The 17,447-nt window shown below is 61.9% G+C and carries 16 protein-coding genes; 7 read left to right on the top strand and 9 right to left on the bottom strand.

The annotated features are described in order from the left end of the window. Window positions 1-38: 38 nt before the first annotated feature. From NHH88_14140 to ssuE, 8 genes are all read right to left on the bottom strand, one after another. Complete coding sequence (locus NHH88_14140; GenBank protein ID USX16855.1) at window positions 39-1,112, bottom strand: sensor domain-containing diguanylate cyclase; 1,074 nt, start codon at window positions 1,110-1,112, stop codon at window positions 39-41. 812 nt (window positions 1,113-1,924) lie between these two features. Then, window positions 1,925-3,700, bottom strand: a complete 1,776-nt coding sequence (locus tag NHH88_14135) for an amidohydrolase (protein ID USX16854.1) — start codon at window positions 3,698-3,700, stop codon at window positions 1,925-1,927. 91 nt (window positions 3,701-3,791) lie between these two features. Next, a complete protein-coding gene (locus NHH88_14130; GenBank protein ID USX16853.1) occupies window positions 3,792-4,358 on the bottom strand; it encodes a YceI family protein in 567 nt (188 codons plus the stop codon). Window positions 4,359-4,725: 367 nt separating this feature from the next. After that, a complete protein-coding gene (locus NHH88_14125; GenBank protein USX16852.1) occupies window positions 4,726-5,535 on the bottom strand; it encodes an ATP-binding cassette domain-containing protein in 810 nt (269 codons plus the stop codon). A gap of 18 nt (window positions 5,536-5,553) precedes the next feature. Further along, window positions 5,554-6,381, bottom strand: a complete 828-nt coding sequence (gene ssuC / locus NHH88_14120) for an aliphatic sulfonate ABC transporter permease SsuC (GenBank protein USX16851.1) — start codon at window positions 6,379-6,381, stop codon at window positions 5,554-5,556. A gap of 1 nt (window position 6,382) precedes the next feature. Further along, window positions 6,383-7,525, bottom strand: coding sequence for an FMNH2-dependent alkanesulfonate monooxygenase (ssuD, locus tag NHH88_14115; protein USX17345.1), 1,143 nt, complete (start codon window positions 7,523-7,525; stop codon window positions 6,383-6,385). 15 nt (window positions 7,526-7,540) lie between these two features. Beyond that, window positions 7,541-8,533, bottom strand: coding sequence for a sulfonate ABC transporter substrate-binding protein (locus NHH88_14110; GenBank protein ID USX16850.1), 993 nt, complete (start codon window positions 8,531-8,533; stop codon window positions 7,541-7,543). Window positions 8,534-8,555: 22 nt separating this feature from the next. After that, the gene (ssuE, locus tag NHH88_14105) at window positions 8,556-9,143 is read right to left on the bottom strand and encodes an NADPH-dependent FMN reductase (protein USX16849.1); all 588 of its coding nucleotides are present in this window, start codon (window positions 9,141-9,143) and stop codon (window positions 8,556-8,558) included. 165 nt (window positions 9,144-9,308) lie between these two features. Here ssuE and NHH88_14100 point away from each other — a divergent pair, with 165 nt between their 5' ends. From NHH88_14100 to NHH88_14075, 6 genes are all read left to right on the top strand, one after another. Continuing rightward, window positions 9,309-9,809 carry a prolyl-tRNA synthetase associated domain-containing protein gene (locus tag NHH88_14100; GenBank protein USX16848.1) on the top strand — a complete coding sequence of 167 codons (501 nt, stop codon included), beginning with the start codon at window positions 9,309-9,311 and terminating at the stop codon, window positions 9,807-9,809. Window positions 9,810-9,917: 108 nt separating this feature from the next. Beyond that, window positions 9,918-11,126 (top strand): acyl-CoA dehydrogenase family protein, encoded by a 1,209-nt coding sequence (locus NHH88_14095; GenBank protein ID USX16847.1) that lies wholly within the window; start codon window positions 9,918-9,920, stop codon window positions 11,124-11,126. Window positions 11,127-11,280: 154 nt separating this feature from the next. Beyond that, the gene (locus NHH88_14090; protein ID USX16846.1) at window positions 11,281-12,111 is read left to right on the top strand and encodes an ATP-binding cassette domain-containing protein; all 831 of its coding nucleotides are present in this window, start codon (window positions 11,281-11,283) and stop codon (window positions 12,109-12,111) included. Beyond that, a complete protein-coding gene (locus tag NHH88_14085) occupies window positions 12,104-12,796 on the top strand; it encodes an ABC transporter permease (protein USX16845.1) in 693 nt (230 codons plus the stop codon). The genes NHH88_14090 and NHH88_14085 overlap by 8 nt, the downstream gene beginning before the upstream one ends. Window positions 12,797-12,807: 11 nt before the next feature. Then, the gene (locus NHH88_14080) at window positions 12,808-13,656 is read left to right on the top strand and encodes a MetQ/NlpA family ABC transporter substrate-binding protein (GenBank protein ID USX16844.1); all 849 of its coding nucleotides are present in this window, start codon (window positions 12,808-12,810) and stop codon (window positions 13,654-13,656) included. Next, a complete protein-coding gene (locus NHH88_14075; protein USX16843.1) occupies window positions 13,656-15,044 on the top strand; it encodes an LLM class flavin-dependent oxidoreductase in 1,389 nt (462 codons plus the stop codon). Before NHH88_14080 ends, NHH88_14075 begins: the two co-directional genes overlap by 1 nt. A gap of 82 nt (window positions 15,045-15,126) precedes the next feature. Here NHH88_14075 and NHH88_14070 read toward each other — a convergent pair whose 3' ends face one another. Next, entirely contained in the window at window positions 15,127-16,050 is a 924-nt protein-coding gene (locus tag NHH88_14070; GenBank protein USX16842.1) for a serine acetyltransferase, read from the bottom strand. A 155-nt stretch (window positions 16,051-16,205) separates the two neighbouring features. On the opposite strand from NHH88_14070, the gene NHH88_14065 reads away from it, so the two are divergent. Then, on the top strand, window positions 16,206-17,387 hold the full coding sequence (locus NHH88_14065; GenBank protein USX16841.1) for a multidrug effflux MFS transporter: 1,182 nt from the start codon (window positions 16,206-16,208) through the stop codon (window positions 17,385-17,387). Window positions 17,388-17,447 lie beyond the last annotated feature (60 nt).

Genomic DNA, 17,447 nt, shown 5'->3' with positions numbered 1-17,447 from the left:
CATCGCCGACGCGCGGGCGCTGGCCAACCCTAACATTCTCAGGGTTTGTCATTCGTACCAGCGTTCGCCGCTACGCCACTTTCTGCCTTGCTGCGCTTGTTCACATACATGGCGTCATCGGCCATTTTGAGAACATCCTTCGCCGCTCCGGAATGTTGCGTGGCCATGGCGACACCGATACTGACATCAACGGCCACCTCGACGTCGCCTATGTTGATGGGGCGCAGTACTTCCGCGCGCATTCGTTCGGCGATCAAATGAACTTCGCCCACGTCGGCATCGGGCGAAAGCAACGCAAATTCATCACCGCCCAAGCGACATAGAATATCCGTTTCTCTTTTGATCGCGCTGAGACGGTCGCCGACCGTTCGCAACACGAGATCGCCAGCCTGGTGACCATTGGTGTCATTGATGGGCTTGAACTTATCCAGATCCAGCACCAGCACCGCGAACGTTCTGCTCGCATCGCGCCTCAGCCTGGCGAAGCTCGCTTCCAGTTCTTCGTTAAAGCGCCAGCGATTGGCCAAGCCGGTCAGGTCATCATGCGATGCCAAAAACAGCGTACGCTCATCGCGTTGACGCTGCACAGTGATATCCCGCGCCACGGCGTAGAGGAATTGAGATCCAGGGGCCGGTGCCGGTGTGGTCCAGTTTAACCAGCGATATTCGCCATTCTTGTGTCGATAGCGATTGTCAAAGCTGATGGTATCGATGCCCGTCCGCAGCTTTTGCACTTCTTGCTGGGTCTTTTGAACGTCGTCAGGATGCACCAAGTCAAAGAAACTTCGGGACAACAATTCACCTTGCGCATACCCGAGTGTATGCTCGAATGCCTGATTGACTCGATGAAAATGTCCGCTGGTCGTGGCGATGCACAGCATGTCCAACGACAGATTGAAGAAAGCTTCGCGCTCTTCTACTACTTGCTGAACCAACTGCAAACTATGCTTTAAAGAGTCTGCTAGATGATGATGCTGTTCGACTTCCTGCTTGAGGGATGACACCAGCTTATCGAGCAACTCCAGATTTTCGGCACGACAGCGTAAGTTCTTGACCAGTTCATGCAGCGAGGACTGGTCTACTGGATGATGGGCAGCTGGTGTCATAGCCATGATCTCTCCGAAAAACTTGGCAGTTGCCACATATGACCGGATACTGACTTTCAATAAAGTACCACGCCGCCCTCGTTTCATCAATTATTCGGGTGAAAACTGCCGGCCGCTGAGGCGGCGTGCGAGAATATGAGGGGAATTGTCGCGCGCCCATCTCTGCCCGGCCGAAGCAGTTCCTGTTTTTATAGGTGATGCGACCGGTCTTATTGTTGTTATTCCGCTCACCTGACCGTTATAGTAACGGCTGCTTCGGGACGACTTTTGCCCCGCAGTGACAAAGCGCGAACCTTTCGCATGAGCAAGTTCCCATCTAGATTATGTCCAGAAAGAAGCACCGAAATCGCTTGTCCACGCCCAAGCCAGCCAATCCGAGCGCTAACGCTCCGTCGCGATCGACGCCGGGGGATCAGCCAGTCCCATCCGGCATGCCTGCGGTAGTGTCGGTTGTTGTGTTATTGGCATCTATCGCGCTTGCGGTTTGGGTTGGAAAAGATCTGTATGCGATTGTTGTCGAAGGCGAGATATGCAGACCTCGGTACCGCTGTCAATCGTGGTCATCCAACCCGGTGTCGCTTGGCGTTCAGTGCCTGGGTATGACTCTGCTCACGACGATTTTTGTGGGTTTGGGGTATGGCGCGCTGAAATTGCTGATGGGATCGGCAAGCGCCGATCGGACATGACGAGTTTGCTTCAAAACGTCCGCTTGGGGCGGAAGCGGCCGGTCGTGGGGCAGCTGTGCCAGCTCAAGTCTGAACCAGTACAGCTGATCCGCTCCATGTATCTCTACGGTGGCTCCAAGTTCGACTAACGGGTTATTTGTTCTGGTACCCGCCGTAATACTTGACAGGGCTCCACTCCGGCTGCACCTCGGGCATGGCTGGCGCCAATTGCTTGTACTCCGGCGCGGCGTACACCACCTTGCCGTTGACGATGGTCAGGCTGCTCTCCAGGTTCTTGATCTTCTCGACATCCATCGAGAAATAATCCTGCGGCAAGATCACTACATCGGCGTACTGGCCCTTGGCCAGCGTGCCCTTGAGTTTCTCTTCGCCACTCATCCACGCACTGCCCTGCGTCATCAGCTTGAGCGCCTGATAACGGCTCAGCACGTCACCCGGCTGCCACAGACTCAGACCACCCGCCGTCTTGCCTGTCACCGCCCAGTAGATCGACGGCCACGGCCCGTAGCTGCTGACGCGCGTGCCGTCCGTGCCCAACCCCACCGGAATTTTCATCTCCAGCATCTTCTTGATCGGCGGCATCTGACGGGTTTGCGCGCCGTACTGCTTCCAGTACAGCTCGCCCTGGAAGTACATGCGGTTCTGCACGGCGATACCGCCGCCCAGCGCCTTCACGCGCGCCAATTGCTTGTCGCTGATGGTTTCGGCATGGTCGAAGAACCAGCGCAGACCGTTCAGCGGCGTATCCTTGTTGACCTTTTCGATCACGGCCAGATCGCGGTCGATGCTCTCGTCATAGGTCGCATGGATGCGGAACGGCCAGCGGTTCTTGATCAGCAGGCGCAGCACCGGTTCCAGTTCGCTCTCCATGTGCGCCGGCATCTCCGGACGCGGCTCCAGGAAGTTCTCGAAGTCGGCCGCGCTCCACACCAGGTTCTCGCCACCGCCCTCGGTGTTGTAACCATTGGCGTAGAACAGGTGATCATTCTTGTCCGGCTTGGTCTGCGTCAGCCAGCGCTGGTAGTCCTCCAGCTCCTTGCCCGGCTTTTGCGCGAACAGGTAATAGGATGTGCGCACCGTCAACTTGCCGTTCTTGGCCAGCTCCAGGCTGACCGCGTAATCGTCCGGATACGCCTGCCCACCGCCGCCGGCATCGATGGCGCTGGTCACGCCAAGGCGGTTCAGTTCGTTGTAGTACTGCTGTGTGGAATTGATCTGTTGCTCGCGCGGCAGCACGTTGGTCTTGGCCAGCGTGGTGTACAGGATCATTGCGTTCGGCTTGGCGATCAGCAGGCCGGTGGGCTTGCCGTCCGCGCCCAGTTCGACCACGCCGTCCTTGTACTTGGTGTCGGCGTTGTAGCCGAGGGTGGTGATACCCTTCTGGTTGAGGAAGCCCAGGCCATACAGGTACAGCAGGAACACCGGCTTGTCCGGCACCGCCTCGTTGATTTCCGCCAGGGTCGGCAGGCGCTTTTCCTCGAACTGGAATTCGTTCCAGCCGCCCACGACCTTGACCCAGGCGCCGTCCGGCGTGCGCGCGGCCTGCTCCTTGAGCATTTGCAGCGCCTTCTTCAGCGATGTCACGCCGTCCCAGCGCAGCTCGGCGTTGTAGTTCAGGCCCTCACGGATGATGTGCAGGTGGGAATCGTTAAGGCCGGGAATGACGGTCTTGCCGCCGGCGTCGATCAACTGGGTGTTGGCCGATTTGAGTTTGAGGATGCTGGCATTGCTGCCGACGGCCTCGATCTTGCCGTCCTTGATGGCCAGCGCCTGGGCGAAGGCGCCCTCTTTCGTCATCGTCGCGATCTTGCCATTGGTGATGATCAGATCCGTGGCCGCCTGCGCCAGGGTGGACAGGCCGGCGGCGTGGATCAGGGTGACTGCAAAAGCGAGCTGCTTCAATTTCATCGTACTACTCCTAAAAAATAATGGGCCGGCGCGGAACGAATACCGCGCCGGCCCACATCACAGGCCAACGAATCGAGCGAGCCCGGTTCGATTAGTCCTTGATGGCTTCGACCGCGAAGGTCAGGGTTACGTCGTCGCCGACGTTCGGTGCGTATTTGCCTGCGTTAAATTCGGTACGCTTGATGGTGGCGGTGGCGTTGGCGCCGCAAGCCATCTTCTTCATCATCGGGTGATCCATGCACTTGAAGCCGGTCACGGTCAGGGTCACCGGCTTGGTGACGCCCTTGACGGTCAGGTTGCCTTCGATGGTCGACGGAGCGTCGCCCTTGAAGTTGACCTTGGTCGACTTGTAGGTGATGGTCGGGAACTTGGCGGTGTCGAGGAAATCCTCGCCCTGGATGTGCTGGTCGAACAGTTTCGAGCCGGTATCGACCGATTTGGTGTCGATGGTCGCTTCCACCGAGCCGGTCTTGGCGGCGCGGTCGATCGTGATCTTGGCGCTGGTGTTGTTGAAGCGGCTCGTCTGCAGCGAGTAGCCGAAGTGGCTATACGTGAAGCTCGAGAAGGTGTGGTTGGCATCGGACGAGAACGTCTCCGGTGCGGCCACGGCGGACATCGAGATACCAGCGGCGACGAGCAGGGCAAAGATTTTTTTCATTGTAGAACTCCAGAATGTTGACATACGGATGAGAGCAGGACGGGGCCGGTTTTGTCAGCCCGTTAATGTTCTCGAGTGCGAACGATTATGCTCGCGACATCTAAAGTTGTAAAACGAAAAATTTACCGCGTTACTATCGATAAAATCGATCATAGCGGAGTTTGGAGGGAGGCGAATCGGCCAAAAGGCGGAGTAGGAGACTGGTCTCCGGGGTATCGTGGAATGGCGTGAAATCGTGTGGAGTCTTGCGCTCCCTCGAGGGGATACGTAGGGCGGATTAGCGAAGCGTAATCCGCCATGTTCCGTCGGCGGCTCGTAAATGGCGGATTACGGCGTTCCGCCTAATCCGCCCTACGTGTCTCCAGAGTTATGCCGCCGCCTGCGCGGAAGGATGATGCAGGATACTACCCAACAACCGCTGCTCAAGCGCCGCGAAGGCCGCATTCCCCCTCGCCCGTGGACGCGGCAAATCCACCTTCAAATCCAGCGTGATGCGCCCATCCTCGATCAGCACCACGCGATCGGCCAGGGCCAGCGCCTCCTGCACATCGTGCGTCACCAGTACTGCCGTGAACCCGCGCTGCAACCACAACGCCTCGATCAGTTGCTGCATCTCGATGCGCGTCAACGCATCCAGCGCGCCGAGCGGCTCATCGAGCAGCAGCAACTGCGGCTCATGCAGCAACGCCCGCGCCAGCGCCACGCGCTGCCGCTGTCCGCCAGACAGCTCCGCCGGCCAGTCGTCGGCGCGTTCGGCCAGCCCCACCGTCGACAAGGTCGCCGCCGCCGCGTTCAAAGAGCGCGGCAACCCAAGCGCCACATTCTCCAGCACCGTCTTCCACGGCAGCAGACGCGCCTCCTGGAACATGATGCGGATGCTGGCCCCGATGGCTCCCTTGCCGATCGCGATACTGCCCTCGTCGGCCGTCTCCAACCCGGCGATCGCCCGCAGCAAGGTGCTTTTACCGCAGCCGCTGCGCCCCACCACGGCGACAAACTCGCCGGGATGCAGCTCCAGCCGAACATCCTTCAACACTTCACGCTCGCCGAAGGATTTGCTCAAACCGTCCAGCGCCAGCGACACGCCCTGGCGCTTGGCCGGCGCCGGTGGCGGCGTGCTTTGCTTGCTCGCCCTGGACAGACCCGGGACGTCGAATAATGCGGTCGAAATGTTCATCTCATTTACTCCATCAAATCAGCGGTAGGCGGGATTCCAGCGCAGGAAGCGCTTTTCCAGGCCGCGCGACAGCAGGTCGGCCGCCTTGCCCAACAACGCATATAACAGTATCCCGACAAGCACCACATCCGTTTGCAGGAACTCGCGGGCGTTCATCGTCATGTAGCCGATGCCTGCTTGCGCGGAAATCGTCTCCGCCACAATCAGCAGCACCCATACGAGACCCAGCGAAAACCGCACACCGACAAGGATCGACGGCAGCGCGGCCGGCAGGATCACGTCGCGGTACAGCGGCCAGCCGGACAGGCCATAGCTGCGCGCCATCTCGATCAAGCCCTGGTCGGCCGAACGGATGCCGTGGAAGGTGTTCAAATACACCGGGAAGAATACGCCCACCGCCAGCAGGAACAACTTGGCCGTTTCGTCGATGCCGAACCACAGGATCACCAGCGGTATCAACGCCAGCGCCGGGATGTTGCGCACCATTTGCAAGGTGGTGTCGAGCAGCGTTTCAGCGCGGCGGAAGCTCCCCGTCAGCAGGCCAAGCGCCAGACCGAGTCCGGCGCCGATGGCAAAGCCGCTGATGGCCCGCCACAGGCTGGTGCGAAGGTGCACCCACAATTCGCCCGATACCGCGAGCGTCCAGAAGGCCTTGGCCACGGCCCACGGCTCCGGCAGGATGCGGCTCGAGAGCCAGCCCAGTTGCGAGGCCGCCTGCCAGCCGGCGATCAGCAGCACCGGCAGTATCCATGGCGCGAACGCGCTGCTCTGCGGCCGTCCGCCCGCACTTTTACGGGCCGGCTTGCGGGTACTTCTGACCAAAGGTTGGGGTAAGACGGCCGCCATCTCAAGCCGCCTTCTTCGGCACGATATCGCTGGCCATCACTTCGCCGAACGGACCGCTCAGGGATTGCTCGCCCACCGCCTTGCCTTTGCCCAGCAATGGGAAGACCAATTCGGCGAAGCGGTAGGACTCCTCCAGGTGCGGATAGCCGGAGAAGATGAAGGTGTCGATTCCCAGATCGGCGTATTCCTGGATGCGCGCGACCACCGTTTCGGGATCGCCGACCAGCGCCGTGCCGGCGCCGCCGCGCACCAGGCCCACGCCGGCCCACAGGTTGGGAGAGACTTCCAGCTTGTCGCGGCGGCCGCCGTGCAGGGCGGCCATACGCTGCTGCCCAACCGAATCCATTTTGCCGAACGCCGCCTGCGCCTTGGCGATGATGTCGTCGTCCAGATGGCTGATCAACTCGTCGGCCGCGCGCCACGCGGCCTCGTTGGTTTCGCGGACGATCACGTGCAGGCGGATGCCGAACTTCACGGTGCGGCCATGCTTGGCGGCGCGCGCACGGATGTCGGCGATCTTTTCGGCCACGGCGGCCGGCGGCTCGCCCCAGGTCAGGTAGACGTCCATCTGTTCGGCCGCCAGCTCGTGCGCAGGTTCCGAAGAGCCGCCGAAGTACAGCGGCGGATACGGCATCTGCACCGCCGGATACAGCGTCTTGGCGCCTTTGACCTTGATATGCTTGCCCTCGAAATCGTAGCCGGCGTCGCCGCCCTCGCCCGCCAGCGACGCGCGCCAGACGCGGATGAATTCATCCGAGATCTCATAGCGTTTGGCGTGGTCGGCGTAAAGGCCGTCCGCCTCCAACTCGCCCTGGTCGCCGCCGGTGACGACGTTGATCAACAACCGGCCGTTGGACAAACGGTCGAAGGTGGCGGCCATGCGCACCGCCAGACCGGGTGTGGTCAATCCGGGGCGGATGGCGACCAGGAACTTGAGCTTTTGCGTGACGCTGATCAGCGAAGAGGCGACCACCCAGGCGTCCTCGCAGGAGCGGCCGGTCGGCAGCAGCACGCCGTCGTAACCCAGCGTGTCGGCGGCGACCGCGCACTGTTTCAGATAGTCGGCATCGACCGGACGCGCGCCCTTCGAAGTACCAAGATAACGGCTGTCGCCATGGGTCGGGATAAACCAGAAGATATTCAGTGACATGATGTTCCTTTATTGCGCCGCCAGCTGTTTGGCCGGCAGTTGTGCGTCCTTGACCACGATCGGTTTCGGGATCAATTTGAGATTAGAGAAGGCGTCGGCCAGCTTTTGCTGCTGTTGCAGCACGTCAGCGGTGATTGGCTTGACGCCGTAGGCGTAGCGGGACGCGGCCAGCGCCACCACTTCCGTATCGAGCCCGGTTTGCGCGGACAGGATGGTGGCGACTTCCTTCGGATTCTTCGCACCCCACTCGTCGACCTTGGCGATTTCCTCGAGTACGATGCGGACCACTTCCTGGTTCTTCTCCGCATACGGACGCGCGGCCAGATAGAACTGGTGGTTGGCGACCAGGCCTTTGCCATCGGCCAGAACGCGCGCGCCCAGCTGCTTCTCGGCGGCGGCCAGGAACGGGTCCCAGATCGCCCACGCATCGACACTGCCGCGCTCAAAGGCGGCGCGCGCGTCGGCCGGCGGCAGGAAGACGATATCGATCTCCTTGTAGCCGATGCCCGCCTTCTCCAGCGCCTTGACCAGCAGGTAATGTACGTTCGAGCCCTTGTTCAGTACAACCTTCTTGCCTTTCAGGTCGGCCAGGTTGCGGATCTTGGAATCCTTAGGCACGACGATCGCCTCGCTGGCCGGCGACGGCGGCTCGTTGCCGACATAAACCAGGTTGGCGCCGGCCGCCTGCGCGAAGATCGGCGGCGCTTCGCCGACGGTGCCGAAATCGACGCTGCCGACATTCAGGCCTTCCAGCAGCTGCGGCCCGGCGGGAAATTCGGTCCATTTGACGGTGATGTTCTTGGTCGCCAGGCGCTGCTCCAGGGTGCCGCGCCCTTTCAGCAGGGTCAGGGTGCCGTATTTCTGATAGCCGATGCGGAGAGTCTGCGCCTCCGGCTTGGCCTGCGCGGCCGCGATGGTCGGTGCTCCAGCAGCCAGCACGCCGGCGGCGAACAACAGACCCAATGTGTAGCGACGCGCGGCGCGTTTTTGTTCGATGCTCATGAATTCTTCCTTGAAAATTAACTTAGCTCGCGAGGCGCACAGGTTCCGCCTGTACCACATAGCTGTCGCCGATGCGGCCACTCAGGGCGTTCAATCCGGCCGCCAATGCCTCGACACCGGCCTGCACACGCCACGAAATCGCCTGATCCAGCGCCAGGCCGGAACCTTCGACCCACACCATCTGCTGCGAGGTGGCGTAGACGCTGGTCAGCACGTGGCGCGCATCGAGCGCGTGCAGCACGGGGCGCAGCGCGTAATCCAGCGCCAGCATGTGCGACTGGCTGCCGCCGGTCGCCAGCGGCAGCACCAGTTTTCCGGCCAGGCCGTCCTGCGGCAGCAGATCGAGGAATGCCTTCAGTATGCCGGTGAACGAAGCTTTATAGACCGGGGTGGCGATCACCACGGCGTCGGCGGCGGCCACCGCCGCCAGCGCGCGCTTGATCGCCAGGTCCGACGTATCGGCGTGCAGCAGCGCCTGCGGCGGCAAATCCCGCACCTGCAGTTTGGTATAGCGATGGCCGTGTAAGGCCAGCTTTTCGCCGACATGATCCAGCAAACGGCCGGTGCTCGATGTCGCCGCAGGGCTGCCGCCTAGAAGAAGAATGCTCATGCTCTGGTCCCCATTGATGTTGTGGCGACCAGAATAAATCCGCACCTTTGAAATCAAAACGAATAGTTTTACGCTTTCATATTCGGATTACGTTCCATGATTTTTCCAAATAAGGTAAATTGAAATTCTTCCACCCCCATCTAAAACATCGCTTCAGGACCTGAAATGGAAAGAACACTTCTTCACTGGCTGGACCAAACCGACATCGCCTACCATCTTGCCGAGCACCCTGCGGTACATACCATCGAGGAGGCGCTTGCCGCCGCGCCGTCGATGCCCGGGCTGATGACCAAGAATATCTTTGCGCGCGATGGCGGCGGAAAGAGGCACTTCCTGATCATCGTGCCATTCAATAAGCGTATCGACCTGTCGGAGTTGGCCCGCGTGCTGCCATCGACAAAACTGGGCATGGCCTCGCCGGAGCGGCTAATGAAACATTTGGGCATCGCGCCGGGGTCGGTCAGCATCCTCGCACTGATCAACGACAGCGAAGGCGCGGTGGAAGCGGTGATCGACCAGGCGGTGTGGGACGCTGCCGCCGTCCAGGCGCATCCGCTGCGGAACACGGCCACGGTTTCCATGACACACGAAACCTTGGAACGGTTCCTGGAGTACACCGGCCATCTGCCGCGCGTGCTGGATGTCCCAGGGCAGTTGACCTCCTGACGAAACTCGTCGACAATTTTCCGCATAAGGAAAGCCGGATTTCTTCGTGTACGGCTTAAGGGCGCGGGTGCAATACTGACGGCACCGATACCCTTAAACGGACATACCATGTCTAAAGCTTTACTCAAAACGGCGTCGCATCCAACACAGGACGCGGCAACGGATCCGCTGGACGTCGCCACCGATCTGGCGAAACGCCTTGCGGAAACAGCCAACGCCCGCGACCAGGCGGGCGGCCATGCGGCGCAGGAGCGCGAATGGATACGCGAATCGGGCCTGCTCACGCTGTCGATCCCCACCGCCTTCGGCGGCCAGGGCGCGGATTGGCCGACGGTCTACCAGGTGATACGCATCGTGGCCCGTGCCGACAGCGCGCTGGCACACGTCCTCGGCTTCCACTATCTGCAATTGGCGGGCGTCGATTTATACGGCACGCCGCAGCAGCAGCGCCGATTCCTCACGCAGACCGTGGAACAGAATCTGTTCTGGGGTAACGCCCTTAACCCGCTGGATCGCCGCACCACGGCGGTGGAAGCCGACTATGGCTTCGTGCTCGATGGCGTCAAGAGTTTTTCGTCCGGCTCCGTGGGCTCCGACTGGCTCACCATCTCGGCCTGGCATGCGGAAACCGAAACCGCCTTGATCGGCGTGCTGCCGACGCGCCAGGAAGGCGTGTCCGTGCAAGCCGACTGGGATGCCTTCGGCCAGCGCCAGACCGACAGCGGCAATGTCCACTTCAACCAGGTCGCGCTGCCGTCGACGCAAGTGCTGCAGGCGCCGGGACATACGCCGACCGCGCGGGCGACGTTGCGCTCACAGATCGCGCAGCTGATCATGGCCAATCTCTATCTCGGCATCGGCGAAGGCGCCTTCGAGGCGGCGCGCGCCTACACGTTGAGCGAGGCGCGGCCATGGTTCGCCTCCGGCGCGGCATCGGCCGCCGCCGATCCGCTGATACAACACCGCTTCGGCCAATTGTGGCTCAAGCTGCGCCCCGCCGCCGTACTGGCCGACCACGCGGCGCAGGAGTTGGACCGGTTGTTCAGGCTTGGTAGCGCGGTCACCGCACGCCAGCGCGGCGAACTGGCCGTCGCCGTGGCCGAGGCCAAGGTGCTGGCCCACACCGCTGGCATCGACGTCAGCAACCAGATGTTCGAACTGACCGGCGCGCGCTCGACCTCCGCCCGCTATGGCTACGACAGATTCTGGCGCAACGTCCGCGTACACACGCTGCACGACCCGGTCGACTACAAAATCCGCGATCTCGGACGCTACGCGCTCGATGGCACCGTGCCCGAACCCACCGCTTATTCCTGATGCCACTAAATTAACCGACTATCTAAAACACGTAGGGCGGATTAGCGCAGCGTAATCGGCCATCCATGAGCCGCCGGTGACGCATGCATTGGCCGATTACGGCGTTCCGCCTAATCCGCCCTACGTGGCATCACAAAACCAATACAAACTTCCGATGACGACTCCATTGATTAACATTACCCATGCGGATAAAACATTCCCGCTGCCCGGCGGCGGCGCGTTCCACGCCGTGCGCGACGTTTCGTTGGCGGTCGACCAGGGCGACATCTTTGGCCTGATCGGCAAGAGCGGCGCCGGTAAATCCACGCTGCTGCGTCTTATCAACCTGCTCGAGCGCCCGGACCAGGGCCTGATCGAAGTCGATGGCCGCGAACTGACGTCCTTGAACAAACGCGATCTGCGCGACGCCCGCCGCAACATCGGCATGATCTTCCAGCAGTTTAATCTGCTGCAAAACGCCAACGTGTTCGACAACGTCGCCTTCCCCTTGCGCATCCACGGCGGTCTGACGGCCGATCGCATCACCGCGCGCGTCAACCAATGCCTGGAGCTGGTCGAACTGGGCGGTAAGTCCGGCAGCTATCCGGCGCAGCTTTCCGGCGGCCAGAAACAACGCGTCGCCATCGCGCGCGCGCTGGCCAGCGGACCGGCCGTATTACTGTGCGACGAGCCGACTTCCGCGCTGGACGCCGAAACCACGCGCGCCCTGCTCGCCACGCTTCGCGACATCAACCACCGGCTCGGCGTCACCATCGTGATCGTCAGTCACGAGCTCTCAGTGATCGGCGAAATCTGCAACCGCGTCGCCGTCATCGAGGACGGCGCCATCGCCGAACAATTCGCGCTGGACGACGCGGCCAGCCTGACGGTTCCGCGCAAAACGGCGCTGGGCCGCGAGCTGGCGCAGCATGGCGCGGCCACCTTGGGCATCGCAGATGCCGCCTCGCGCACCTCCGCGGCCAATCGGGAGAGCGCCCATGTTTGAGTCAATCAGCTCCCTCAGCGTTTCGGCGGTCAACGTCATCGCCATGCTGCCCGAAATGTGGACCGCCCTGGGCCAAACCCTGACTATGCTGGGCATCGGCCTGACGGCGGCGGTGTTGATCGGCGGCCCGCTCGGCATCCTGCTGTTCCTGGTCGCCGACGGCCAATCGCTGCAAAACCGTCCCGCCGCGCTGGTGCTTGGATGGTTCGTCAACACGGTGCGCTCCTTCCCCTTCATTATCCTGCTGGTGGCGCTGGTGCCGTTCACTCGCATCATCGCCGGCACCTCGATCGGACCGCTGGCGGCCGCCGTGCCGCTGTCGTTCGCAGCCATCCCCTACTTCGCGCGCATGGTGGAGCAGAACCTGCGCGAAGTGCCGCGTGGCGTCGTCGAAGCGGCGCACGCGATGGGCGCATCCGAACTGCAGATCGTACTGCGGGTGCTGCTGGTCGAAGCGCGCTCCGGGCTCGTTCTGGCGCTGACAGTGCTGTCGATCAGCTTCCTGTCCTATTCCGCCGTGGCCGGCGTGGTGGGCGGCGGCGGCATCGGCGACCTGGCGATCCGCTACGGCTATTACCGCTTCGAGACCGACATCATGGTCGCCACTGTCGCCATCCTGATCGTCATGGTGCAACTGATCCAGTTCACCGGCAACCGCATCGCCAAACGTATCGATAAACGCTAGAGGAAAACAATATGAAAACCCCAAATCGCCGTCAACTGCTGCTGGCAGCCCTGCTCATCGCCGCCGGCGCCAACACCATCGCCAACGCCAAGGATCCGAAGGAACTGGTCATCGGCACCAGCGCGGGTCCATACGCCGACCAGGTCAAGCTGGGAATCAAGCCTATCCTGGAAAAACAGGGCTACAAGGTCAAGCTGGTGGAGTTCAACGACTACATCCAGCCCAACTTCGCGCTCGCCGAGGGTTCGCTGGACGCCAACATTTTCCAGCACATTATCTATCTGACCAAGTTCTCGACGGAGCACAAGCTGCAACTGAGCGAATTGGTGAAGGTGCCCACCGCCCCCATCGCCATCTACAGCAAAAAGCACAAGACGCTCAACGATGTGAAGGAAGGCACCACCGTGGCGCTACCGAACGACCCGACCAACCAGGCGCGCGCGCTGGTGCTGCTGGATCAACTGGGCTGGATCAAGCTGCGCGACAAATACGATCCGGTGCGGGCATCGGAAAAGGACATCGCCGCCAACATCAAGAAAATCAAGCTGATACCGCTGGAAGCGGCGCAGTTGCCACGCTCGCTGCAAGACACCGACTACTCCTTCGTCAACGGGAACTACGCGCTGGCGTCCGGCCTGAAGCTGAAGGACGCGCTGACGACCGAGAAAATCTCGCCCAACTACGCCAATCTGGTGGCGGTGCGCACCGCCGACAAGGACAAGCAGTTCGCCAAGGACATCGCGGCCGCCTACCGCTCGCGCGAGTTCCTGGAGGTGACCAAGAAGCACTTCGCCGACTACGCCAAGACCGACTACCAACTGGCGCTGGAAGCCGGCGGCAAGCCCGCCTCCGGAAAATAATGGGCAAGCCGATACGCTTCAACGCCTTCCAGATGCACACGGTGAGCCACCAGTCGCCGGGGCTGTGGACGCATCCGCGCGACAACGGCCACCGCTACACCGATCCAGACCACTGGACCGAACTGGCGCGGTTGCTGGAGGCTGGCCGCTTCGATGCGGTCTTCCTGGCCGATGTGCTGGGCGCTTACGATGTGTATCAGGGCAGCGCCGACGCGGCCCTGCGCCACGGCGTGCAGGCGCCGCTGAACGATCCACTGGCGCTGGTGCCGCTGATGGCGCAGGCCACCACACACCTGGGCTTCGGCGTGACGTGCGCACTGACGTACGAGCATCCATACACCTTTGCGCGCCGCATTTCGACGCTCGACCACCTGACGCGCGGCCGTATCGGCTGGAATATCGTCACCGGCTATCTGGATAGCGCGGCCCGCAACCTGGGACTGAACCAGCAATTGGGCCATGACGAGCGTTACGATCTGGCGGACGAATATATGGATGTCGTCTACAAGTTGTGGGAGAAGAGCTGGGACGACGACGCGGTCGTCAACGACAAACAGCGCGGCGTGTACGCGGAGCCATCGCGTGTACACCCGATCAACCACGCGGGACGGCACTACCAGGTGCCGGGGTTTCATCTGTGCGAGCCATCGCCGCAGCGCACGCCGCTGCTGTACCAGGCCGGCACCTCGCCGCGCGGCACGGCGTTCGCGGCCAAGCACGCGGAGTGCACCTTCGTCAGTGGTCCCAGCAAGCAGGTGGTGAAAAAGTATGCCGACGATCTGCGGGCGGCCGTGCGGGCGGCGGGACGCGACGGCGATGAGCTGAAAATTTACGCGCAGGCGCTGATCGTCACCGCGCCAACCGAAGCGCTTGCGCGGGCCAAGCACGAAGAATACCGTGGGCATATCGATATCGAGGCGGCGTTGGCGCTACTCTCCGGCTGGACCGGCGTGGACTTCGCCCGCTATCCGCTCGACGCGACCATCGAATACATCGACTCGGACGCCGGACGCTCGGCGCTGGCGTCATTCAGCCAGGCGGACCCGAACCGCAAGTGGACGGTGCGCGAGGCGGCGGAGTTCATCGGCCTTGGCGGACGTGGGCCGGTGCTGGTCGGCGATCCGGCGCAGGTGGCCGATCAACTGGAAGCATGGCAGGACGAGACAGGAATCGACGGTTTCAATCTGGCCTTCGCGGTCGCCCACGAAAGCATGCGCGACGTGGTGGAGCTGATCGTGCCGGAATTGCAGCGGCGCGGACGCTATCGCAAGGAATACACGCAAGGCACCCTGCGCGAACAGGTGTTCGGACAGGGGCCGCGACTGGCGCCGACGCACGTGGGCCGGCAGGTCCGAATTGACGCGGCGCCCTTAAAATCAGCTGCTTAACCCGCAATGCCAAGCGGGGTCGTACCCGACGGGTACGACCCCTAAGTGGTAGCTCCGGCGTATCGCTAAAAGGGGGCGGGGTTTAGTCGTTGCGCATCTGAGCCTGCGAGACATTGCTGCCCGCCGGTACGCTCTGCGTGAGCCACACATTGCCGCCGATGGTGGAACCGGCGCCGATGGTGATGCGGCCCAAGATCGTCGCGCCGGCGTAGATCACCACGTCGTCCTCCACCACCGGATGGCGCGGCACGCCCTTGATCAGCATGCCCTTGTCGTCGGCCGGGAAGCGCTTGGCGCCCAGGGTCACATGCTGGTAGAGGCGCACGCGCTGGCCGATGATGGCCGTCTCGCCGATCACCACGCCGGTGCCGTGGTCGATGAAGAAGCTGCCGCCGATCTGCGCACCCGGATGGATGTCGATGCCGGTCAGCGAATGGCCGATATCGGAGATCAGGCGCGCCAGGAACGGCGACCCGAGGCGATGCAGGCTATGCGCCAAACGATAATACAGGATCGCGATCGTGCCGGGATAGCACAGCATGATCTCCGCCACCGACGTCGCCGCCGGGTCGCCGGAAAACGCCGCCTGCACGTCGGAAACCACCAGCGCGCGGATGGCGGGCAACCCCGCCGCGAACTCGCGCGTGATGGCGTGCGCGCAGCGCGTCAGCTTTTCCTCGTCAACGATCGCCTCCTCGCACGAAAACTGCAAGCCGCGCCTAACCTGCTCGGTCAGGCGGTTCAAAGTGGTGTTGAGCGTATCGCCGACAAAGTAGTCGATGCTTTCGTCGGTCAGGTTTGGCCGGCCGTAGTGGGTGGGGAACAAGACCGCCGACAGGCCGTTGACGATGATCGTCAGCGCCTCCCGCGACGGCAGCTCCCTGACCTTGCCGTGATGGCGGATATTATGCGTCGCCTCGCGCGAGACGCGCAGTTGCTCTACAACGCTGTCCAAATTCCAGTGCGACGGCTTCACGCCGGTTCCGTCAAAAGTATCGATGGTCATGATGTCTCAAATATAGGAATACAAAACGAGGGCGTAGTAACCCACTTTATAGCTTAGCCGCCGCGCCTTTAAATAAGAACGAAGCTTTTTGCCCTTCAATATGCGGTAATCGCATATCGCGTAAAATACCGGGTCTGACGAACAATACGCCTTTCATGAATATTTTGCTGACACTGCTGCTGGCCGGGCTGACCATGGTCGGACCGCTGGCCATCGACACCTACCTGCCGTCCTTCCCGGCCATCGCCCAGACCTTCGACGCCAGTCCGCTGGTCATCCAGCAGACCCTGAGCATGTTCCTGTTCTGCTTCGCCTTCATGATGCTGTTCTACGGCACCCTGTCGGACTCCTTCGGCCGTCGTCCGGTGATCCTGATTTCGCTGGTGCTGTATATTGCCGCCTCGATCGGCGCGGCGATGGCGCCATCGATCGGCGTCCTGCTGGCCTGCCGCGTGGTGCAGGGACTGGCCGCCGGCGCCGGCTCGGTGGTTGGCCGCGCTATCGTCATGGATCGATTCTCCGGCGCCGAGGCGCAGAAGATCTTGGCACATATCATGATGGTGTTCGGTTTGGCCCCGGCTATCGCGCCGGTGCTGGGTGGCTGGCTGCAGGTCGGTTTCGGCTGGCGCTCGGTGTTCTGGTTCCTGGCCGCCTTCGGCATCCTGATGTTCGTCGCCGTGCAGCGCGCGCTGCCGGAAAGCCTGGCCGTCAAGGACCGCCACCCGTTCCACCTTGCACCAATCGCAAAAAACTACTGGAAGGTGCTGTGTCACCACCACTTCCTGCTGCTGTCGATCGCGGTGGGCATGTGCTTTGCCGGCGTGGCGCTGTATATCGGCTCGGCCGCCTACTTTGTCATGAACATTTTGCATCTGCCGGAGACGGCGTTCGCGTGGATGTTCGTGCCGCTGATCGGCGGCATGGTGGTGGGGTCGGCGTTGTCCGGAAAATTCGCGCATACGTTCGCGCGCAAGACGCAGGCGTGGATGGGCTTTGCCGTCATGATCGCAGCGGGCGTGATCAATGTCGCCTACAACTACTATTATGTGGCGGCGGTGCCCTGGGCGGTGATGCCGCTGTTTATCTACTCGTTCGGACTGGCGCTGGCCATGACGCCGCTGTCGATGATCGCGCTGGACTACTTCCCGAACAATAGCGGGCTGGCGTCGTCGATGCAGTCGTTTATTCAGATGCTGTTGTTTGCGCTGGTTTCGGGGCTGGTCGCGCCGCTGCTGTTCGACAGCGCGCTGAAGTTGGCGTGGGGCGTGCTGGCGAGCCTGGTGCTGAGCGTGATTGCATGGTTGCTGGCACAAACGGGCAAGCCCGTAACCCATTGAGTTACGAGGTTACACGTAGGGCGGATTAGCGAAGCGTAATCCGCCATGTATGCGCCGTCG

Source organism: Oxalobacteraceae bacterium OTU3CAMAD1, assembly GCA_024123915.1.
GTDB lineage: Bacteria > Pseudomonadota > Gammaproteobacteria > Burkholderiales > Burkholderiaceae_D > Rugamonas.
Note: the sequence above shows the minus strand (reverse complement) of the source record. Positions and strands in the feature narration are given on the sequence as shown.

What these genes read in the sequence shown, in the direction of transcription:
- NHH88_14110 (USX16850.1), bottom strand. Translation starts at nt 8,533, where the DNA reads ATGAGCATCGAACAAAAACGCGCCGCGCGTCGCTACACATTGGGTCTG.
- NHH88_14095 (USX16847.1), top strand. Translation starts at nt 9,918, where the DNA reads ATGTCTAAAGCTTTACTCAAAACGGCGTCGCATCCAACACAGGACGCG.
- NHH88_14125 (USX16852.1), bottom strand. Translation starts at nt 5,535, where the DNA reads ATGAACATTTCGACCGCATTATTCGACGTCCCGGGTCTGTCCAGGGCG.
- ssuE (USX16849.1), bottom strand. Translation starts at nt 9,143, where the DNA reads ATGAGCATTCTTCTTCTAGGCGGCAGCCCTGCGGCGACATCGAGCACC.
- NHH88_14100 (USX16848.1), top strand. Translation starts at nt 9,309, where the DNA reads ATGGAAAGAACACTTCTTCACTGGCTGGACCAAACCGACATCGCCTAC.
- NHH88_14140 (USX16855.1), bottom strand. Translation starts at nt 1,112, where the DNA reads ATGGCTATGACACCAGCTGCCCATCATCCAGTAGACCAGTCCTCGCTG.
- ssuC (USX16851.1), bottom strand. Translation starts at nt 6,381, where the DNA reads ATGGCGGCCGTCTTACCCCAACCTTTGGTCAGAAGTACCCGCAAGCCG.
- NHH88_14080 (USX16844.1), top strand. Translation starts at nt 12,808, where the DNA reads ATGAAAACCCCAAATCGCCGTCAACTGCTGCTGGCAGCCCTGCTCATC.
- NHH88_14070 (USX16842.1), bottom strand. Translation starts at nt 16,050, where the DNA reads ATGACCATCGATACTTTTGACGGAACCGGCGTGAAGCCGTCGCACTGG.
- NHH88_14075 (USX16843.1), top strand. Translation starts at nt 13,656, where the DNA reads ATGGGCAAGCCGATACGCTTCAACGCCTTCCAGATGCACACGGTGAGC.
- NHH88_14135 (USX16854.1), bottom strand. Translation starts at nt 3,700, where the DNA reads ATGAAATTGAAGCAGCTCGCTTTTGCAGTCACCCTGATCCACGCCGCC.
- NHH88_14130 (USX16853.1), bottom strand. Translation starts at nt 4,358, where the DNA reads ATGAAAAAAATCTTTGCCCTGCTCGTCGCCGCTGGTATCTCGATGTCC.
- NHH88_14090 (USX16846.1), top strand. Translation starts at nt 11,281, where the DNA reads ATGACGACTCCATTGATTAACATTACCCATGCGGATAAAACATTCCCG.
- NHH88_14085 (USX16845.1), top strand. Translation starts at nt 12,104, where the DNA reads ATGTTTGAGTCAATCAGCTCCCTCAGCGTTTCGGCGGTCAACGTCATC.
- NHH88_14065 (USX16841.1), top strand. Translation starts at nt 16,206, where the DNA reads ATGAATATTTTGCTGACACTGCTGCTGGCCGGGCTGACCATGGTCGGA.